A 20,374-nucleotide genomic window follows, 5' to 3' on the forward strand; every position below is an offset into this window, starting at 1 on the left:
ACAGAGGTATTTAGCCTTGAAGCGCCGTCATAAGGACTTGCACCAACTGACCACCTTGTGGCGTAGCCCAGCTCCCCGCGAGTTCCGCGATCAGCTGATTGGTAGTCGTCAGCGTCACACCGCCCTTATCCATCCGGCGCAGGGCGATATCATCGGCCATTATGCCAGGGGAACCACCACCAACCCCCTCAAGCGGCCGGACCTTGATCCGGACGATTGTCGCCGCGCGCTGGAATACCGCCGAAGACATCGCCGCGTCCAAGCCGACATCGCCTGCTTCCCCTACATGATGCTGTCCGACGAGGGCGGCATCTCACTCATCGACTATCCAGCACTGAGACGGTGGACCGACCGTATCAAATGCTTACCTGTTGGCGCCGTTGATGGCCAGGTTGCTGCGCTTCTATGCGCCAGTGGTGATCGGCACTGAGATCCTGGTGGTGGGCCTGTGTCTGATGGGCGTCAGCGCCAACTGGGCTGCAGGAGGGATCGGCAATCCTGATTTCGGCAGTCCGCAGCTGATTGGCATGTCTTTCCTGGTCCTGGCCTTCATCCTGGTCGTGACTAAATACTTCAGCGGCTATCTGCGCAATATCGCTGTGCTGTTGGGGATTGTGTTCGGCATGGCCGTGGCGACCTCCATGGGCGCAGTCGACTTCTCCTCTGTCCACAACGCCGCCTGGTTCGGCCTGGTGTTGCCCTTTCATTTCGGGATGCCGAAGTTCGACTTCTGGGCGATTGCGGCGATGTCCATCGTTATGCTGGTGACCTTCATCGAAGCGACCGGCATGTTCGTTGCTGTTGGCGAGATGGTGGGCAAGCCGGTCGACGAAAAGGCGATGGTCAACGGCTTTCGTGAGTACGCCAGGAGCAGCCCCAATGGGCCACGCCCTTGACTTGGCCACCCTCGCACGAGCGATGAAAACGCCTATGCCGTGGTTCGTGTTCGATGCATTCAGGAAGCTCGCTTACTATGCTGGTAGTGCCGAACCTCAGGAACAATGCCCATGCATAACGTATCAGCACTCGTGCTTGCCGGCGCCATTTCGGTCGGACTGCCCCTGGCGGCAAGCCCGATTGAAGCTGCTACCACACCGCCAACCGCAGCGTCCGCTGAGCGTGCACCGGTGCAACCCAGTGCCGAAACCGTGCCCGGTCCCGTGGAAGGCACGCGCATCACTGAGGCCTATGCGCGCATGGTCGCGCGCGATATCTATTTTTGGGCATGGCCGATGGTCAACGTCTATAACCGCCGGCTGGCCTTCGCGGGCCTGAAGGAACCTGGCCGATTGGGAGACGTGCTTCCAGCGGCGCCTCCCAACCGGATCAGCATGCTGACCGACTACATTGAGCCCACGCAGCGTGACGTGGCTTGCCCCAACCAGGACGTGGTGTACGGCGGTGGGCCTCTTGCGCTCGATATCGAGCCGGTGGTTGTCCAGGTGCCCGACTTCGGAAAACGCTTCTGGGTCTACCAGATCGTCGATCTGCGCACCGATAGCTTTGCCGGCATGGGCTCGATGTACGGGACCAGGCCAGGTTTCTACCTGCTGGTCGGACCCGACTGGAAAGGTGAAGTACCCAGCGGCATCACCCAGGTTTTTCGGGCCAGGACCAATACTGGCTTCATTGTGCCGCGCGTCTACATGGACGACACCGCCGAGGATCGCAAGGCCATTGCGTCGGTGATCAACAGGATCGACGTGTACCCGCTGTCGATGTTCGACGGCAAGGGCAAGCTGCGGGACTGGAGCAAAACCCCATCGTTCCCGGCGCCTCCCGGCCGGCCAGGCGGCGGAGAAACACCAAAAGTGGTACCCGCGAAGTTCTGGGACGAACTGCCATTGGTACTCAAGGACGCACCACCACTGCCCGGGGAACAAGCCCGCTATGCCCAGGCGTTGGCATTGGTCGCCACCGTACAGAAAGACGCGAAGTTGAAGGCGGCGGTCATCGACGAAGCCACCAAGGCCGAAAAGGATCTCATCGGCCCGTTGCTGCAGTTCCGTAACTTCGGCATCCCGTTGCCGCACAATTGGACGACCACGAAGAATGGCGCCGCATTTGGCACCGATTACTTCACCCGCACAGCTGTCGCCAAGTCCAACATTTTCGTCAACAAGCCGAACGAAGCCACGTACTTCTACCAGGACCTCGATGCTTCTGGCGCACGCCTCAACGGAAACAAGCGCTACACGATCACGTTCGGCAAGGGCGTGCCACCCGTAAACGGCTTCTGGTCGTTGACGTTGTACGACACTCAGCACTTCTTCGTGCCGAACAAGATCAAACGGTTCTCGATTGGCACCAAGAACAAGGAATTGATGCCCAATTCCGACGGCTCGTTGACGGTCTATGTACAGGCTACGGCGCCCACCGACCCGGTGCAGCGCGCGAATTGGTTGCCGACGCCCGACGGGAAGGACTTCAGCCTGTACATCCGCGCTTACTGGCCCAAGGAAGCCATTACCGACGGCTCGTGGACGCCGCCGGCGGTGACCTCGCTTGGGGGGCGATAGAGGATACGACTACTCCGGTACGACGATCCGGTGTCGGTTTGACGCTTGTCGGTATGTCCCCACACCCACACCACTTGGGTGGGTCTGGAGGCTGTGGCGATGGATTAACCTGCTTGCCCAATGAGGCACTCCACGCAGATTTTGTGAGGTGCGCAAGTCCCAAGAGGTAAGCATTGTGAACCGTAGCATTTCCACACTGGCCGGAACGGCTCGCAAGCTTGATGGCGGCATACTGTTCGGGCTTACGCCACGTCTTTATTGGGCGCAATGGATGAAGCCCGATCACGACAACCTGGTGGATGTCGCCGCCCGCGCAATGCTGGTGCAGCAAGAGGGCAGGAACATCCTGGTGCTGGCCGGGGCCGACGCGCTTCTGGCGCCGCCAGCGCGAACCTGCCGCTGCCAGCCAAGGACCGCGGGGCTCCTGGAGAGCCTGGCGCAACGGGGGCTTGGCGAGGATGATATCCATGCGGTGGTGCTGACCCACCTGCATGCGCATCTTTCCTGCGAACTGAGTCAATTGATCAGCGATGGGGAGATGCCTCGTTTGTTGTTCCCCAAGGCCCACTACATTACCGGCGAACGCCATTGGTTCCGCGCACGACATCCTCACCCACGTGATCGCACCTTGTTTGTCTCGCCGCTCATGCACCGGCTCGAAGGTAGTGGCCGCCTGGTCCTGATCGATGACAACCGCTGTGACCACCTCGGCGATGGTTGGCATTTTCATCTCAGTGACGGCTACGCGCCGGGGCAGTTGCTGCCGGAAATCGCAATGCCAGGTGGTCCCGTGGTGTTCATGGGCGACCTGATTCCAGGCACCCATTGGCTGAGCCTGGAGGTCACCAGTGCCTATGACCGCAATCCCGAGTGTGTGGTTGGCGAGAAGGAACGCTTGCTGGACCACCTGGTGGCCAGCGGAGGGCGTGTGTTCTTTGCCCGTGACCCTGAGGTTGCAATGGTCAAGGTGCTACGTGACCGGCAGTCGCGCTACGTACCCTTCGATCATTACGATTCGCTCAGCTGCTTCGATGCCTGACTCATTGAAGTCAGGCTAGGCAAGTCGGGCAGTAAACACTAACGACGCCGGGAAATATTCGTTTGCGGAGCGTGGTTCCTCGATAGTTTCTAAAATCCAGAAGGGAGAAAAAGCTTTGATCCAACTCCCCAAAGTACGGAAATACCAAGGCATGGGGCTCCAGGTGTCAGGCTTGAGGTCTTCGAAATGCTCAAGTCTCCAACCATCTTCGTAGGGAGGTTCCACCGATAGAGGGTGGATTGTTTGGATGATGAGCGCTGCCTTTGGCGCAGCCACTTGGGCGAGGGCAGCCAATAACTCACTCACCTGATTGTCCAATAGAGAGAAGTTACAAGCGATCACATCGAACTCCGAGCCTATTCTCTCTGGTGAAACAATTACGTCGGAATAAGCCACGCAACGAAAATCGAAACTGCCCTGCTCGGCAGCGAGATTCAGCAGTTCCGGAGATACGTCGAACCCTGTTATATGAGCGCCGGTATCAACTAATGCTCGACAAAGCCAACCCTCACTGCAGCCGACATCGAGGAAGCGAGTGGGTTGGTGTGATGTAACAGCTTTTATAATGGCACTGTTTGTGACTGCTTGTCGGCTCCTGATGTGCCCCTCGCGCACAGCTACAGCCCAGGATTGGGCGTTAATGGACCAACTTGCAATCAAGGCTTCGGATTCATTGCGCATGACTCTTACCCCTGTTCAGGCCCGTCTTCGCGGCAGAGGGCACAACTGCACCCCAGAAACGCGGTCAGGCTTCGCTGATTTTACTGACGCTGGTTATCTGACCGTTCCAGATCATCTCGTAATGGGCTGTTTGAACAATTGATGAGACGGGTCTCGGAGTCATCAGCGCCCAGCAGTAATTGCCATGACTACGCACGGAGCTGTAACGCAGACCGGGGTTCCCTGCCTCCTTGACTGCCCGTCCCAGGCGCTGGGCATGGGTATAATCGTCGGGATCGTAGATAGGGTCAGCCATCGGGATGGAAGCGGCATCCTTCATCCCCATGTCCGCGAATGTGCAGGACAGCCCCCGGAAAACAAAACGCTCATAATTCAGACGCTGGACTTTCGACCAGTACAGATTCTGGTGATGCCGCACCTCTGCCAGTGCCGTATCCATCGTGCCGGCCAGGTACAACATACCGTAGCTACCATCGCTGAATCGCGAGCCAGTTGGGTTGACGTGGGTAAAAGGTGCTGTCGCGTAAGAGCAGCCAGGAATACCGAAGGGGATCTCCGCTCGCGGAATCAACTCAAGGCGTCCTAACTCATTTTGCAGCCGCGGATTAGTAAGAGCCTGTATCTGATAAAGGACCTCAAACTCATCCGCGCCCGCAACGTCATCAAACAACGCAATAGGCGGAAACTTTGAATTTACCAGCCGGTAGGACTGCAACTGTTCGCCGGTCAATGCTGCCAGCTGGTTCAGCATCACCATAGCGCTCCCCGTAGCGCATCGATCCGCCGAAACGTCTCGTACAGGGAAATCATATCCCCCTGGGACATGATTTCGAGCGGGGCGCGCCCGTTGAAAAACTCATTATGGTTGGCCATCGCGGGGAAACCATAGACGTTTTCCGGGTTATCAAAGACCAGGCGCAGAGCGGCGTGAATATTGAGCACAAAGCTGATGCGCTGCATCTGGTCTGCATCCAGGCTCACGGACCAGTCGGGGTCGCGCTGCTTGGCACGTGTGTACGTGCTGCGCGAAATGCGCAGGGTACGGCAGGCCTGATCGTTCGACGCATGCCATTTTTCGAGTATGCCTACAGCTGCTCGCAGACCAGTTACGCACTGATCCTTGGTAAACCCCTGTGCTTGGAGGGCAACTGTCATGTCCCATACCTCACTATTTATCTATAGACACAAATATAGACAGATAGAGTCTGCAGATCAAGGCTGCCTTGGCCAGTCGTAGTCGTGCAGGTCGAACCTGTCCGGATCGACTAGCGCCTGGAACTTGCCGATGGCCTTGCCGAACTACATACGCTCGTTGGCGTAGGCCACGGCTGCGTTGAGCGCTGATTCGAGGGCACCGACCAGCATGCAAGAGCGGATCAGGGCGCCCAGAATCCACACCGGCTCGGCGATGTCTGTCAGTCGCAGGCTGCCGCTGGCCACTGCGCGGGTCTGCTTGAAATCCAGCGTGTCGGAAAACGAGTTGATGTCCGATTACAATGGCAAGGTCATCGAGCAAATGGCCCGGCATATCTAGGTCGGTATCGAAAGCGGCGACATCCGTCCCGATGTCGCGCCTGTGGCCAGCGCCACCTTCATCCTCGGCGCAATGCGTGGCGTCATGCTGCAGTTTCTGCTCAAGCCTTCGGCTATCGATCTGGAGCCGGTGCAGGCACAGCTCCAGAACTTTCTTGACATTGCACTTGCTGCGCCTTCCTCAGTGCAAGACTCGCGCACGCGCTGACTATTTTCAAATAGCCGGCGCGGTCGAGGATAAGGGCCTTAAAGGGAGGGATCGGCCACAGCGGCCTGCGCCTTGGCGGTCCGGGCGGCCAGCCACTTCAATAGCAAGACTTCACCGCCCAGCAGTATCGCGCCACCGACCGCCAGCAACAGGGTGGACTCTATCGGCGGCTCGCTAACATGGACCGACAGCGCCACGGCCAGAAACACAAAAGTGCTCAGGTTGATGAACAGCGGCACCAGCAGACCTCCGCAAAAGATCAGGTAGACCCCGCAGAACAGCACAATGCCCGTCGCCGGCAGATGCCCGACCCATGCGGTGAGTGCGCCGATCGCAACGACGATTGCGTAGGCCAGCCACACCCCCGTCATGCCGCCGGCGATAATCTGGGGAATCTGTTTCGCGTCCTTCTGGTAGACCGTAAACAGAATGGCGCAGAAGAAGGGTGCCCAGAGTGCCTTGAAGCCCAGCATCATTCCGGCCATGGCCACGCCGACGATCCAGGCAACCAGCACAAGGGTGTCGAACAAGACCTTGCCGCTCACTTTCGTTTGCTTTGTGCTCATATCCTTGCCTCTTTTTATTATTGTTGGACGTGCGCCTGAGCCCAGGCACAGCCTGCACGCGTGTGCCGTTCCAGCCTAACGAGCCAGCCGTATAGGACAATCGTTCGAATGGATGAAACGAGCACTGGTTCCTATGGGGTCAAACAGGAGCATTGGCCGTAGTAGGGCGCCGCGATGGCAGCTGCACCGAGTGGTACTCGTCCTCGAAGCGGGCTACCAGCTCGGCCACGGTGGGGATGTCATCGATGGTGCCAACACCCTGGCCTGCCGCCCAAATGTCCTTCCATAACTTGTAGCCGTTGTGACCACCGCTGCCACCACCCCACTCGGGTGGCGGCGGCAGGTTGTCCGGGTCCAATCAATGACCTGGAGCGCTCATGGATCTCTGTACCGGCCAGTGATCCATTGGCCAGAATGGCTGCTCAACCGAGGGTGGCGACACTACGCAGAATCAACCGCACCAGTAGAGTCTGACTGGTGACCCCGGTTTTCGAGAAGATCGAGCGCAGTTGCGCGCGTGCCGTGTTGCGACTGATGCCGAACTCATCCGAGGCCTCATCGATGGTCTGGCCGTTGGCCAACTGAAAGGCCAGATGAGTTTCGGCAGGCGTCAGGTCGAACAACGACCGGATGATCTCCTGAGGCGCGCTGGATTTCTGCTCGGGGTCGCTGATGAAAATGACGACTGCCGGGCAGTGTGTCCCTTCGCTCCATTCGCTCTGCGGCACGCAGCGGACGATGATGCCAAGGTCGACTCGCCCGGAAGGGCGCTGCACGCGCATGGCCTTTACCAGTGAGGGGCTCTTGCTCTTCTGCGAGAGCAAGGCCTGATCGATCAGTTTGTGGAATTCCTGGCAGTCGCCCACCGTTCCGACTTGCAGACCGTCGTCGACCAGTTCGATGCCGTCCCTTTCCTCCAGCAGGCGTTGGGCGAGCCGGTTTTTCTGCAGGACCTTGCCATTCTGGTCGAGGAGGATGGTACCCACAGCCAGTTTGTCGACGGCGCCAGCGTAAAGGTTTCGCTCGCTCTCTATGCGGTTGAGGTACATGTGCAGCGTTACGGTACGTTCCAGGTGCGGTAGGAACGAGGCAAGAAGATCCTTGTCCTGCTGATTGAATGGGCCGCTGGCGTGATCGCGGGAGATGCGAATCCGGCACTTGGAGCCAAGCTTGGTATTAATGTCGGCCCCGAGGACATGGAACACGTCCACAGGTTCGAGGAAACTCTTGTAGAACTCGCTTTGCAGCCAGTCCTGCTCGGAAACGAACTCGGTGCAGATGACTACCTGGCGATTGGGCAGGTCGGTGAAGGGATCGATGGTGTAGAAGTACTGGTTATAGGAGGCTGTCATCGCCGCCGAGGAGCCCGAGGTGGTGATGCTCAGTCCGTCCATGTGCTGGCTCGGCGGGCGCAGGGTGAGGGTGGCGTACTTGGCTCTCATCAAGCATTTGAGCCGGTCCAGGAAGGTGCTCCAGGGAATGTTTTCCAGCGGCCCTTGATAGAGGCTGCCGAGCATCCCGCTGAATTCGTCAAGGGTGAGGGGATGTACCATATAGACCCCGTTTTTATTGTTATAAGAAAAGCCTTGCCGCGTGAGCCTGCTGCCCGGCCGCTTGTCGGTCGGGCAGTGGCTCTGCTTGTCAGCGGCCGAGTTTGCGCAGATTCGCAGTGGTGAAGAAGTCAGCTTCGAAACTGCTGCTGTTCAGGCGAGCGGGAGGCTGGCCATTGAGCAGGCGGTCGGTAAGGTAGGAGCCGGCGATAAGGTCATGGAACATCGCAAGGCGGGCCTGGAAGCCTTGCATGTCGTAGGCGTACACCGTGGTTTGCATGTTGCTGCGCCAGAGTGCGCCTTTGCCGTCATAGTTGTCGGCCAGAACACCGATCCAGGAGTCTTCGTCGATATACAGCCTGCGCTTGCCATAGATGTGGCGCTTGCCGGGTTTGAGGGTGGCTTCCAGTACCCAGACGCGGTGCAACTCATAGCGCATGTGATCGGGATTGACATGACCATTGGTGGCCAGCAACTGGTCGAGTTTCAGGCCTGGATCATCAAGCTTGTTATTGTTATAGGGGATATACATCTCCTTTTTGCCAAGCATCTTCCACTCGTATCGATCAGGTGCGCCGTTGAACAGGCGGTCCTCATCCATCACGCGAAAGCCACCGGCGCCGAAGGGGGTGTCGTATGCCACGGTGGGGGCTCGACGTACCCGACGCATTCCCGGGACGTATTGCCAGGCCTGCGATGGCGAGGCAATGGGGTCGGTGAACGTGTGGGCAAGGATGATCTCGCCTTTTTTGCGCACCGGTTCCAGGGTGGACACCATGGCATAAGCCTGTACCCCGCCGAAACTGCCGACGTTTTCCTTGGGGTCGTCCCAGACCGAGTAAATCTTGTAGTCCATGGACTCGAGCGAACGCTCGCCGTTGGACAGGGTAAGGGCCATGGTGTAGACGGCGTCCTCCTTCCAGGCCCGGGCAGGCAGGTTGAGGTTCCACATCAGCTCGTAGCCATTTTTCGGGATGGGGAAGGGCGAGGCGCCAATGGCATTGGTCACGCCGTTGCCATCGCTGATCAGTTCGGCATCGACAGCGTTCTTGGCGATGTTGCTCTCGACCCGTTGCGAATAGCGGAAATCGCGATGGCTGGGGTAGATCGGCATCTTGAACGTCTGTGGGTAGTGCTGGAACAGGGCCTTCTGACCGTCGGAGAGCTTGTCGGCATATTGCGCCATGTTCTGTGCAGTGATGGTAAACAGCGGTCGCTCATTGGCGTAGGGATCTGGATACTGGCTGCCGCTGCCTGCGTAGTTCAGGTTGGGTGGCGCACCGCGCCATTGCCCGCTCCAGGCGGGGATACTGCCATCGGCATTACCGGCCATTTCTGCACCCATGGGGGTGAGGTCGCGGCCCAGGCGGGCGGCGTCTTCGGGGCTTGATTTGGCCAGTGCGACGCTGCTGAAACTGCCGGCAAGCAACACGCTGAGCAATAGGGTCTTGTTCTGAATAAGCATGTGGATTCTCCTGCGCACTCGGACACCTGGCTTTGCAGGGTCTTGCCCCGTACCGAGTGAGGCACCAGGCCGGTATCGACCATCACCGGTGCGCCGTCGCGGTAGCTGATTTCGCCACTGACGTTGGTTTGGCCAAGTACAGTGGAGAAGCTGGCGCCATACGGGGCTATGCCGAGATAAGGGGAAAATTCACTCATTTGGTCTGCAACTACTTGTCGGGATTGAAAATTCCGGAGACAACGGAATAGGCGTCCGCAGATTGGCCGAGGTGGCCAGCCATTTAGGCGGAATTGAGGTGGTTTGCACGCAAGCCTTTATAGATCAAACCGCTTGCGACGCGAATGTCCCAATTTTTGCCTTATCGCGGCATAGCCCCTACAGCGCCTTGATCAGCTACTTGTTGCTGCACTTTTTCCACCGTCGCTCAGGGTTTCCCGGCTCGTTGTTCGAGCTGACGGTTCGCATTGCTCATGTCCTGCATGAACGGCCCACCGCCCAAGCGTTCAGGGATCGACGAAGGCAGGAGCGAGAAAAGCTGAAGGCTGCCTTGGGCAGCCTTCGGCTATGAAACATATTTACCGGACACTACTGACGCGGAGCGTGGGAACGAGTATTCAGGGCTGTTGCGACGGCAAGGCACGCAGGCTGGCAAAGCTCTGCCCATTGCCGCCAAGCCCTGCCGAGCTCGACTGCACTTGCAGGTAATAAGCCCCTGCACGCTTGAGCTGCAACGGCGCTTCATAGATTCCCTCCACGACTTCCCGGGCCACGGCGGTGGCCTGCCACGAAGATGGCGCCAGGTAGTAACGGACCTGCAAGTCCTGCAGGCCCTGCCAGGGTGTTCCGGTGCTACCCTGAACAACACGAAACCGCACCATCACCGGCTCACTGCCCGCGCGTACGGTCGGCTCCTCGAAGATGAACTGCACGTTCGCGGTGGCGCGCAGCTTGACCAGCGCGGGGTTCTCCCGCACCTCGACAGTAAAACAATGGGTCATTTGCGGCTGGTTGAGCATGAAGGCCATGTCGAGTTTTCCCGCCGCCGGCAGCTTGATCCGCCCCCCGAAAACGCCCGGTTGCACCTCGCGCAAACTGCGGTCAACCACGGTGGCGGCGCGGGCGATGTGGCCACGATTCAGGTAGCCGGACATCGGCGCGTTCATCCCTTCCATGTAGTAATAGGCGGTGTTGTCGACCGGATTGACCACGAACACCGCCGCCTCGTCCCGCGCCGGGGTCAAACTGTCTGCCAATGGCAGGTTGCCGGCCAGCTTGGGTGCCGCCGGGCCCGCCTCGAAGGCCTGGACGATCGGCTGCTTGCCTTTGCCCAGCGAGGCCAGGTTGATCATGCTCACCCGCGAGGAGGCCAGGCCGCGCACGTAGGCGTAGGCCCGGGTAAAGGTCAGTTGATAGGGCTCGGCGGTCACCTCCAGTTCATGTACCAGCTGATCGCTGCCCGCATCGATGACCAGCAGCCGGTCCTGCGGTGGGCAGGGTGAGCCCAGGCGCCGTCCTGGGTGAGCACGCATCAGTTTGCGCCTGTTGACCTGGATTACCAGACGCGGGCTTTCACGGGCATCGATGACGCCGGTGGTGGTTCTGCCGTCCAGCCACGCGGGCAGCCTGTTCCAGTGCCAGATAAACTTACCAGCAGCGGCTGTAGGCCAGCAACGACGACATCGCAACGCCAGCGCAAAGTTGATGTCAGAACACGCCAGATTGCCCACTGTCACGGTTGCTGACAAAAAGGCCCATATACCGCAGTCCATCGCCGGAAAGATGCGTTCGTGAAACCTGTTTAAAACAGGTAACTGAAGACCTTTTCCAGGGTTTGCGTATCGATGACGGTCACCCCGCTGCCGCTGCCATCGGCGGCATTGTTGCCAACCCACAGGTATGTTTTCGTCGGTTTGGCATATGCCTGACTGGATTCATCCTGCATGACATAGCGAAGTACCTGGAAACTGTCCGTATCGATCACGGCAATTTCCCCGGCATCGGGCATCGAGACATACAGGCGCTTGTCCTTGCTGCTGGCCACCCAGTCCATGGGCGTGCGCTTGAGCGGGATACGACTCAGGGTACTGGTGATACCGCCGACCGAGATCGAAGGGTCGATCACGGAAATGCTCGGGTCCTTGTTCAGCAGCAACAGGTAATAGCTGTTAAGGTCCAGCAGCGGGCGCGCACCCATCACGCCTTTGAGGTATAGACCGATGCGCGCCTTGCAACCCAACTGGCGGCCGTCACGGCTGACGGTGGCCTGCGCCGGGTCCAGCCAAGCCCCGGGCGCCACCCCGCTGAGGGGTTGGCCGCTGGCGGCATCGCTGATGTGAAAGCGCACGTCGGCCAGGTTGCCCTCCATCAACTGGCCGTCGACACTTGCCGGCAAGGCCTCGAACTCGATGGCCACACCGTCGCGCACCACGCGCTGGCGCTCACTGGAGCCCGCCGTTTCGGCAACCGGGAGCACCGTAGCACCCTGCTGCACGCTGCGGCTGTCGAGGTACAGGCCGGCACCGATCAGCAGTGCCAGCACCGTGGTTGTCATCGCCATACGCGTTTTCAGTTCCACCCTGTCGCCCTCCTTGTGAGGTAACCCCGTTATTGCGCGGTGGTCGGTGCAGGCTCATCGCTGACCCGCAGCAGCCCCCAGATGCCGCCCAGGTTGCCAAAGGCCGCATAGTCCCGGTACAGGTAGTCGCCAGGTACCGCGTTGGCGCCGCCGGCGCTGGGGAACATGAAGCTGAAATGCGCTGCCGGCAGCACGCTTTCCTGTGCGCCGATGTACATGGCCATGGGGTTGTAGCCAAAGCGCACCGACCCGATACCGGCGTCTTTCATTGGGTAGCCCCAGAGGTCCACCCGCTCGGCCTGGAACGGGTTGAACGCCCAGACATGGCCGTCGAGCTGGAAGGTCGCGCCACGGCTGCCGCCCGAAGGCATCAGCACATGGGTGCGGAACGGCTGCCCGGGCTTGACCCGCAGTATCGGCGTCACCGGGTCGCCACCGACCAGGGCATTGCTGTAGGCCATGTGGGCGTTGGGCACCGCGCCCAGGCCATTGCCACCCGCCTGGCCGAATGGCGCGTTCGGCGCACGGGCGAAGCGGTACCACAGCGGCTCGCTCTTGTAGTTGATGGCCATGTCCGAGTTGTCTTTAGGGTCGTTGGGTATGCCCGGCCCTTCGGACGACATGTTCTCCACCGGCAAGCCGTTGGCCCAGCGCATGTTCAGGGACTTCTGCCAGACCATGGTGAAATCGCGATAGCGGGTGCCGTCGCGCGCCTGCACCGTGGCCGACGCTCGGGAAGCGGCATCCTCCTGCCAGGTGGCGCCCGCCGGCGCCACCGACATGGCCGCCACCAGGCCTTTTTGCGGTTGCTTGATCGGATCGGCCGGCATCAGGTTCAGGCCACCGAACTCGATGGGGGTCGCCTCGATCACGTCGACGTTGCGCCCCAATTGTGAAGCGGTCGGCTGGCCGGCGCGCTCCAGGTGCCCGGCGTAGTACTGATAGGTCCGGCTTGGCCAGGCGCCGCTGTTGCCCTGGCGTGGCGCCACGGTCTGCACCGGGTTGATGCCGACGTTGAAGCCATCCGACTTGCTGACGTCGTAGGTCAGCAACTGGGCGTGCAGGCCCACGTGGCTGGAGGGGCGCATCAGGTTGTTGTTGAAAGTGGTCGAGCCTTGCGCACCGGAGCGGTCACGCTTGACCGTGCCTTGCATCACCGCGAAGTTCGGCAGGTCCGGCATTATCAAAGGCAGACGGTTCTCCAGGGTGAGGTTGATGCAGTCGCCGGCGGCGGCGCGCAGTACCAGCGGCTCCACCGGCACCCCGGCCTTGAGCTTGCCGCTGACCGGGTCCAGGTCGGCCTTGCGCACGTAGAGGATGGCGGTTGGGTCGTGCAGCGGACCGGACTGCCCGCCGATGGTGAAGGTCTCGCCGTCTTCAGGGTCGAAGATCGTCACCAGCGGCACCGTCACCGGCCTTGGGTTGTAGACCAGGGTGCCACCCAGTGGGTTGAGCGGGCCGCCGATATGCTGGCCGGCACCTGCCGGGTCGCCGATGGTCAGGCCCAACGGGTTGGCGAGGATATCGTTGGCCAGGGCCGCGACCACCTCATAGTTACGCTGCACCGTCGTCCGGGTGCCGATGCCATTAGGGTTGGGGCTGGTGCGCGGGCACACGCCGTTGAAGTTCACCGTGTTGCGTGCGGCCACAGGCTTCGGGTTGTTGGGCAGCGGGAACAGGTCGCTGCGACTCTGCGAATAGTTGCGCATGATGCCCCACAGGCCACTCCAGTAGCCCTCCAGGGAAGCATCCATGGAATACAGGTAATCGCCCGTCTCGCTGGCCGCACTGGACATCATCGCCACCGGCGCCATGAAGCCCAGTTGCTCGGAAATCGCCACCATTTGCGATGCCTTCCAGCCGGTGTTGGAGCTATTGCCGAAGCCGCTGCCCGAATGCAGCCACTTCACTCCGTGCAGCGTCACGTTGTGTTCCTCTTCGTGGCCCCCGGCATTCACCCGCAGGCGCACGTTGTCGCCGGTATAGGTTCGCAACGTCGGCGTGAACGGATCGCCCGGCAAGTCCCCCCGGTTGATATGTTTAGGCAATAGCGTGACCCCGCCGGTGGGGCCGGTCGCAGCGCTGATGGCGCTGGGGGCCAGGTTGAGCGCAGGGATCGCCCGGTCGGTGCGGCTTTGCAGGGCATAGGCCAGGTCACCGGCCAAACCGTCGGCCTGCATGCCAGGCTTGCCGTCCGGCGCCACCTTGTTCGGGTCGTAGATGCGCAGGCCCAGGGGCTCATGACGGTAGTTGACGACGAAGATGCCAGGGTCCGAAGCCGAGATCGCTTGCGGGCACGGCCGCGACGGGCAGGTCAGCAGCTGGCCACCTGCGACTTCCAGGACAGACTCCAGCAGGTTGGCGGCCGTCTTGCGCGCAGGCGGGTTGATGGCATAGCGGAAGCTGTCCGCCGTAGCCGCAAAGGCGCCCGCATCGGGAATACCATCGGGGCCCGCACCGACGTAGACGCCGGCCTCATAGGCGTGCTGGAAGTCGCTGAACTCGAGGAAGAACTCGCGGAAACTGTCGTTCTTGTTGTCGCCGTCGAGATCACCGGTCGCGATCACGGCTTGCCAGGAAGTCGGGCCGCCGTCCTGGCGCCCACCACCATTGTACAAGGGCTCGCCGGTTTCGGCGTGGAACCAGCTGGAACCGGCAGGTTCGGCAAGCACGGTGGCATACAGACCAACTTGCTGGTGGGTCGAAGGGCCAAGGTGGTCATGGGTAAAGATATTGCCCAGGCCGCGATCGATATTGTGCACGTTCAGCACAGGGTCGGCGAACCAGCGTTGCAGCGTGGTGCGCGCACCAAGCCAGTCGGCGCGGTTGAACTGCCCGAAGTACGGGTGTTGTCTGGCCACGGGGCAATCCCCGGTGCCTTCGCGTGGGTCGCCGTCCTGACAATCGTTGAACCGGCGAATGGCGTGGATGCGCTCCACCACGGTGGACGGCGAGAGCACGCCATCCTCGTAGTTCCAGCCATTGGCCGAGCCGTCGGCGGCGGTCAGGTCCCACTTGGGCAAGTGAATGTGCTGGCCGATGACGTCGGTGGGCGTACGCACCTGGAAATCGTCCAGTTCGTAGACCGATGGCACCAGATTAGTGTGCTGGTACATGGTGCAGTCGAAGGTGTTCATGCGCATCACCAACGGTTCAGGTGGGCGCTGCTTGTTGATCACCGGCCACGCATCCTCCCACAGGGTAAGGATGCGGGTTTGCGGGAAGTGATAGCCGACCTTGTTGAACACGGCGTCGAACTGGATATTGGCGCCTTTATAGACGCGCGGGTGATCGGCACTGAACAGCGAGGCGCCGCTGAACGTCTGCGCGTCGAGACGCTCGCCACTGTTGTAGTAGCCGGCTCCGGCGCTGCGGGTCAGGCGTTTTTGCCGGTCGTCCATGCACGGCTCGAAAAAGGGCGCACCCGCCACCGGCGGCGCCCCGTTGGTCAGGAAGCTGCGCGGCTGCAGTTGGCCACTGGGCAGCACGGCAAAGCTGGCATGCGCGGGCTTGGCGTGGAAGGCCATGGCCGACTGTTCGACCTCGGTGCCCTCCTCCGGGAAGTACACAGGTTTGGCCCGTTCCAGGGTCTTGCTCATGTCCAAGGCACTGGTGGCTACCTGCGCCTCGCCGCCAGCTGCCCAGCCATCCAGGCTGTGGCGTGGCAAGCCGCCGTCAAAGCCACCGGCCTGGGCTGGATCCAGCGCCGCCCACAATGCCTTGCCGCTGTCGCGCAAGGCCGTGGCCGTTTGCGCATCGAGCATGTCCAGAGGTGGCGTCGGCGGCCGTTGACCGACGGTGCTTTCCACGCCGCCGATCCAGAATGGATAGCCCGGGTTTTTCAGACTGCCATCGGCGTTACGGTTGGCTTCGCTGCGGTCGACCAGGGCCAGGGAGCCGACGACCCGCTGCCCAGCCGGCGTTTCGCTATCGTCGCCCGGCTCTTCGTCAGCGGCCAGCGCTTCGCCACTCAGTTTCGGGACCACCACCACTTTGCCCGGCATCGGCGGCAGGGCCTTGCCCGGCAAGGGCACGATCGCCGGGATCGGCGTGCCAGCGACGATCTCGCCATCGGGCAAGGCACGGGCGCCCTGGGCTGGCAGACCGCTGCGCAAGGCGAACGGCTCGGCATGGAAACCGTTGCTGCCCTCTTGGGTCACCGCCAGGCGCGTGCCCTCCTCGAACACGTCATGGATGCGCCACATGGCCCACATGCCCTGGGCGAAATGCGGGTAGAAATGGCAGTGATAGATCGCATCGCCGACCACCCGATTGCGGTTGCCCGACCCACCGTTGGCGATCTCGTAGGTGTAACCCGATCCCGGGCCGACGCCTTGGGCGTCCATGTAGTCGGAGTTGTCGTCATTGGGGTTGAACAACCACTGGTGACCGTGCAGATGGAAGACATGCTGTTCGTAACCGACGCTGATATTGCGGAACTTCACCGCATCACCCAGGTAGCTGTGAGCGACGTTGGAAGGCTCGGCCGGATACAGCGCCATGTTGGCCTTGATACCGACGCTCTCTTCGGGCGGCACCTGGCCGGGCGCGAGCTGCTCCAGGCCGGTGTTGGCCGGCACGTCCACCTGCATCGCGATATCGCCGGTGGTGTGTGCGCTGAGGAAGAATTCTTCATAGGCGCAGGACAGGCAATCATGCATGGGGCCGACACCCACGCGGTTGGCGATGACCTCGGCGCCCATGCCACCGGAACCGTAGTTGACCATGAAGGCATCGCGAGTCGGATCGAGCATCTGGCCGAACACCGGGTCGCCCCAGAACCCTGGAAACGCCTGGATGACAGCGGACTGGTCGTGGAACACCGCAGCGAAATCGCGGAACGGCTCCAACCGATTGGGGAGGGTCGGGTTACGCTTGCCCTGGCTCTCCAGTGGATAGGTTGCCGGTGGGAAACTGCCATCGGCATTGGGCCCCATGACCAGGGCGTCCGCATTGCTGGCAATGATCTCGCTGCCATCGACCATGCTGAGGATCGGTTTGCCTGCCTTGCCTTCCGCGGTCCAGGGTTCACGCACCGGGTAGCGTGCCTCGTAGTCGATGATCGGCTGGCCGGCCGGTGTCCGCCCGCGCGTGGCCAGGCGCATGTCCTCTTCGGTCACCGTGTTGTGATAGGCCCGCCCACCTTTGGGCAGTACCACGACCTGGGCGAACAGGCCGTTGCCGACGTTGCCGGACGAGCCCTCGCTGCCGAAGGTGGCACCGTAGCTAGTGGCCACGAAAGTGCCTTCGCGCTCGGCGTAGAGGGTGTAGGTACGGCTTTGTCCGGGCGCCAGCAAGGAATTGTCGTTGCGCCCGCTGTTGGCGGCGATGTCGTTGATCGAGCCAAACGCCTGCAAGCCGTTGACCTGGAAACCCACATGCCGGTCGGCGACCTGGGCGTCGACGTGCAACTCGCCATTGGCGGCGTTCTCGTGGTCGTTGCCCTGGCCATTGGGGTTGGCCTGGAACGCCAGCAGGTTCTGCAGGTTGACCGTCAGGCAATCCCCGGCAGCGACCCGCAGCACCAATGGGCGCGGCCGCTTGTCCGGGCGCAAAGTGACCTGCCCGGGTGTGGCGCTACCGCCTTGGGTGATCAACACCCCATTGGTATCGACCACATCGCCGCGCAGGGCGAACATCATGCCGTTGGGGTTGTGCGCGCCGAGCCGGTTGAACATCAGCGGCTGGTCCATGGCTACGACATTGGCCACCAGGGTGCGCTGGCACTGCACCGCCGCCTCGGCCACCTCGCCACCGGCGAGCCACACGCCTGCGAGCAAGGCCAACCTGGCCGGCCTCCTCAACCAGCGACGAATGCCATTGAGGTCGAGTCGAGAGTGCAGCTGCGCGCTGATCATTTTGGGGCCTCTAGGTCAGCAGAACCGTGGTTGACCTGGAGATCAGCAATCACCGTGCCACAAAAAATTTATCTTGGATCCAATCGTCTAGGACTCGCCCTCATTCGCCCCTGGGCAAATTCCCCACCCGATTCCCCACTTCCAGGGGTTCGTTGCAATCAGTGACTCATATGCCGCGTGCACTCGAAACGGTTGAGCAGCCCATGCACCAGGAACACCGTGAACAAGGTCAGCAAGGGGAGCCCGCAGAATTCGGAAAAAATCGTACGTTAGGGAATCTCTTATATGGACGCCTCCCGAAGCTCAATAGGTAGGCATGCTGGCGCATAGGTAGGAGCAGTCTTATATCCGGCCTGTTGTGCAGGCCGAAAAACCTGCTGTAACCCGAATCAGGGTGCTGAGACGCTCATGTCTCGGTTGGGCTGCGCCAGGTGCAGATCCACCTGGCAGGCCTATGACAGTTCGGAAAACCTTAGCGTACGATTTTTTCCGAATTCTGTAGGCTCCCCTACAGGCAGTATTGACTGGTGGGCAGGACGTCGATCTTGTCGAAATCGATAAAGCGATTACAGCTGTCCATCATCGCTGCCAGGTTACGCTGGAATTTCGCTTCGTCTCCAACCGCATCGAAAAAGGCCTGGGGATCGGTCATGGCGGCTGGCGGGAAACATTCTTCGACTATGGCGTCGATTCGCGGTGCGCCGTGAGTCAAGGCCAGTACCACCAGATTCTGCACGTATTGGAAGTTGTCTTGGGTGTCGATGGCCACCGGGGTGTGGTGGTTGCGCCAGATGTCCAGCCAGGCTTCCGGGGTCAGACGGGGAGGGCGCGTCAGCAGGGCCAATTGGCTGAAGCCGTGGGTGCGCTCGCCGGGCGTTGCGGGGAAGCGGGTATTGCGGATCGCGACTGACTCGCAGACCAGATAGGCGGCCATGCGTGCCGTCGCCGCAACGATCAGATTGTCAAAAGGGCGGCGAGTAGGTGCGTTGGCGCTGTCCAGCCACATCGACAGGCTGCCATCGGGCAATGGCCGGTTATTCTCCTGTCGAGCCGGCTGCAGGTTCGACATCGGCGTCGGCCAGGTTCAATTGCAGACCCTGGGCACCCAACGCCTGCAGTTGTCCGGCGACCTCGGTGCGCAGGCGTTGGGCGAAGGTTTCGCGACTGGTCTGTGTATCACGCCAGAGCAGGTAGATGACTTTTTCCATAGCGATCAAGATCCTCGTTTAAGTTGATGGCTGGATCAGCCGCATCGCGGCATAACCCACCCCGGGTGCCCGGGCCTGCGTCGACTTCCGGGCGAGGCCTTGAAACCATGGTCGGTTAAGGCAAAGACCGCGTAATCCCTCAAACAGACTACTTGGCTGTTGCCTTGGACTAGTGTAACGGGCCCACACATAGGCGTATCCCTTGCAGCGGAGTAAACTGCGCAGCAGCTTGTCGGAGCAATTTGTTTAAATCAGGAGTCTTCGTGTCTAAATCTGTTGAGGATAATGCCTCCCTCGAGTCTTTCTCTCTCGAGAGTCCCTCACCGCTGTATGCGCGGGTCAAGCAAATCATCGTGCAGAAGATTCGCTCAGGTGCCTGGTTGCCCAATTCCAAGCTGCCGTCGGAAAGCGAGCTGCTGACCCTGCTGGGCGTTAGCCGCATGACCATCAATCGGGCATTGCGAGAGCTGACCATTGAGGGTTTGCTGGTGCGCATGCAAGGGGTGGGTACCTTTGTGGCCGAGCCCAAAGGGCATGCCGCATTGTTCGAGATCCACAACATTGCCGAAGAAATCGCCGCCCGCGGTCATGAGCATCGCTGCGAAGTCATCGTGCTGGAAGAGATGCCCGAACGTGCTCGTGCTTCAATGCCCTTCCCACTGGAAGGGGTCAAGCGCGTATTCCACTCAGTGGTGGTGCATCACGAGAACGGTGTGCCGGTGCAGATCGAAGAGCGCTTCGTGAATGCCGAGGTGGCACCAGCCTACTTGCAGCAGGATTTTACCCGGGTCACGCCCTACGCCTATCTCATTCAGTTGGCTCCTCTGACCGAAGGCGAGCATGTGGTCGAATCTATTCATGCCAAGGCCGCCGAGTGCAAGCTGCTGCAAATAAAACGCTATGAACCGTGCCTGTTGATTCGCCGCCGCACCTGGGCAGCCAAGGGCCAGGTCGGTTGTGCACGCTTGGTGTACCCGGGTTCGCGCTATCGCCTGGAAGGCAAATTCGGCAACTGAATCACTGCTTGAGCGGCCCCCGCCTGCCGCTCGCCAAGCCTGCCATCGCTCTCTTTTCCCCTGTGCTGTCACTGCCTTTTCACTAAGTGGCAGAAAAGTGACATCGCATCCAATACGTGCCAGTAAGTGTTACCAAACATCACGCCTCGTACCGGT

General features: G+C 60.8%; 18 protein-coding genes and 2 pseudogenes. 6 read left to right on the forward strand and 14 right to left on the reverse strand.

What is annotated here, in order from left to right:
• Window positions 1-10: 10 nt before the first annotated feature.
• Window positions 11-181 (reverse strand): annotated as a pseudogene (locus NVV94_RS12760) (isochorismatase); the annotation flags it as partial.
• A 202-nt stretch (window positions 182-383) separates the two neighbouring features.
• Between NVV94_RS12760 and NVV94_RS12765 the strand changes: the two are divergent.
• From NVV94_RS12765 to NVV94_RS12775, 3 genes are all read left to right on the forward strand, one after another.
• Window positions 384-896, forward strand: a complete 513-nt coding sequence (locus tag NVV94_RS12765; RefSeq protein ID WP_258447473.1) for a solute carrier family 23 protein — start codon at window positions 384-386, stop codon at window positions 894-896.
• Between the two features lie 111 nt (window positions 897-1,007).
• Window positions 1,008-2,519: a DUF1254 domain-containing protein gene (locus NVV94_RS12770; protein WP_258447474.1), complete on the forward strand. Its 1,512-nt coding sequence runs from the start codon at window positions 1,008-1,010 to the stop codon at window positions 2,517-2,519.
• A 175-nt stretch (window positions 2,520-2,694) separates the two neighbouring features.
• Window positions 2,695-3,558, forward strand: a complete 864-nt coding sequence (locus tag NVV94_RS12775) for an MBL fold metallo-hydrolase (protein ID WP_258447475.1) — start codon at window positions 2,695-2,697, stop codon at window positions 3,556-3,558.
• Between the two features lie 15 nt (window positions 3,559-3,573).
• On the opposite strand, the gene NVV94_RS12780 is transcribed toward NVV94_RS12775, so the two are convergent.
• From NVV94_RS12780 to NVV94_RS12790, 3 genes are all read right to left on the reverse strand, one after another.
• Entirely contained in the window at window positions 3,574-4,239 is a 666-nt protein-coding gene (locus tag NVV94_RS12780) for a bifunctional 2-polyprenyl-6-hydroxyphenol methylase/3-demethylubiquinol 3-O-methyltransferase UbiG (RefSeq protein WP_258447476.1), read from the reverse strand.
• Between the two features lie 64 nt (window positions 4,240-4,303).
• Window positions 4,304-4,996, reverse strand: a complete 693-nt coding sequence (locus NVV94_RS12785; protein WP_258447477.1) for an RES family NAD+ phosphorylase — start codon at window positions 4,994-4,996, stop codon at window positions 4,304-4,306.
• Window positions 4,990-5,394, reverse strand: coding sequence for an antitoxin Xre-like helix-turn-helix domain-containing protein (locus NVV94_RS12790; RefSeq protein ID WP_258447478.1), 405 nt, complete (start codon window positions 5,392-5,394; stop codon window positions 4,990-4,992). The genes NVV94_RS12785 and NVV94_RS12790 overlap by 7 nt, the downstream gene beginning before the upstream one ends.
• A gap of 208 nt (window positions 5,395-5,602) precedes the next feature.
• On the opposite strand from NVV94_RS12790, the gene NVV94_RS12795 reads away from it, so the two are divergent.
• Window positions 5,603-5,773, forward strand: a complete 171-nt coding sequence (locus NVV94_RS12795; RefSeq protein WP_258447479.1) for a hypothetical protein — start codon at window positions 5,603-5,605, stop codon at window positions 5,771-5,773.
• 42 nt (window positions 5,774-5,815) lie between these two features.
• A complete protein-coding gene (locus NVV94_RS12800; RefSeq protein WP_258447480.1) occupies window positions 5,816-5,980 on the forward strand; it encodes a hypothetical protein in 165 nt (54 codons plus the stop codon).
• A 38-nt stretch (window positions 5,981-6,018) separates the two neighbouring features.
• On the opposite strand, the gene NVV94_RS12805 is transcribed toward NVV94_RS12800, so the two are convergent.
• From NVV94_RS12805 to NVV94_RS12850, 10 genes and pseudogenes are all read right to left on the reverse strand, one after another.
• Window positions 6,019-6,546 carry a hypothetical protein gene (locus NVV94_RS12805; RefSeq protein WP_258447481.1) on the reverse strand — a complete coding sequence of 176 codons (528 nt, stop codon included), beginning with the start codon at window positions 6,544-6,546 and terminating at the stop codon, window positions 6,019-6,021.
• A 139-nt stretch (window positions 6,547-6,685) separates the two neighbouring features.
• On the reverse strand, window positions 6,686-6,904 hold the full coding sequence (locus NVV94_RS12810; protein ID WP_258447482.1) for a hypothetical protein: 219 nt from the start codon (window positions 6,902-6,904) through the stop codon (window positions 6,686-6,688).
• Window positions 6,905-6,968: 64 nt separating this feature from the next.
• Window positions 6,969-8,099: a helix-turn-helix transcriptional regulator gene (locus NVV94_RS12815; RefSeq protein WP_258447483.1), complete on the reverse strand. Its 1,131-nt coding sequence runs from the start codon at window positions 8,097-8,099 to the stop codon at window positions 6,969-6,971.
• 88 nt (window positions 8,100-8,187) lie between these two features.
• On the reverse strand, window positions 8,188-9,561 hold the full coding sequence (locus tag NVV94_RS12820; protein WP_258447484.1) for a DUF1329 domain-containing protein: 1,374 nt from the start codon (window positions 9,559-9,561) through the stop codon (window positions 8,188-8,190).
• 68 nt (window positions 9,562-9,629) lie between these two features.
• Window positions 9,630-9,758 (reverse strand): annotated as a pseudogene (locus NVV94_RS12825) (DUF1302 family protein); the annotation flags it as partial.
• A gap of 417 nt (window positions 9,759-10,175) precedes the next feature.
• Complete coding sequence (locus tag NVV94_RS12830; protein ID WP_258447485.1) at window positions 10,176-11,090, reverse strand: YncE family protein; 915 nt, start codon at window positions 11,088-11,090, stop codon at window positions 10,176-10,178.
• A gap of 269 nt (window positions 11,091-11,359) precedes the next feature.
• Window positions 11,360-12,136 carry a YncE family protein gene (locus tag NVV94_RS12835; RefSeq protein ID WP_258447486.1) on the reverse strand — a complete coding sequence of 259 codons (777 nt, stop codon included), beginning with the start codon at window positions 12,134-12,136 and terminating at the stop codon, window positions 11,360-11,362.
• A gap of 29 nt (window positions 12,137-12,165) precedes the next feature.
• Window positions 12,166-17,994 (reverse strand): manganese-oxidizing multicopper oxidase MnxG, encoded by a 5,829-nt coding sequence (gene mnxG, locus NVV94_RS12840; protein WP_258447487.1) that lies wholly within the window; start codon window positions 17,992-17,994, stop codon window positions 12,166-12,168.
• A gap of 508 nt (window positions 17,995-18,502) precedes the next feature.
• Complete coding sequence (locus tag NVV94_RS12845; RefSeq protein WP_258447488.1) at window positions 18,503-19,063, reverse strand: EthD domain-containing protein; 561 nt, start codon at window positions 19,061-19,063, stop codon at window positions 18,503-18,505.
• A complete protein-coding gene (locus NVV94_RS12850; RefSeq protein WP_258447489.1) occupies window positions 19,029-19,202 on the reverse strand; it encodes a hypothetical protein in 174 nt (57 codons plus the stop codon). The genes NVV94_RS12845 and NVV94_RS12850 overlap by 35 nt, the downstream gene beginning before the upstream one ends.
• Window positions 19,203-19,465: 263 nt before the next feature.
• On the opposite strand from NVV94_RS12850, the gene hutC reads away from it, so the two are divergent.
• Window positions 19,466-20,218, forward strand: coding sequence for a histidine utilization repressor (gene hutC, locus NVV94_RS12855; protein WP_258447490.1), 753 nt, complete (start codon window positions 19,466-19,468; stop codon window positions 20,216-20,218).
• Window positions 20,219-20,374 lie beyond the last annotated feature (156 nt).

Source organism: Pseudomonas sp. LS1212 (assembly GCF_024741815.1).
GTDB lineage: Bacteria > Pseudomonadota > Gammaproteobacteria > Pseudomonadales > Pseudomonadaceae > Aquipseudomonas.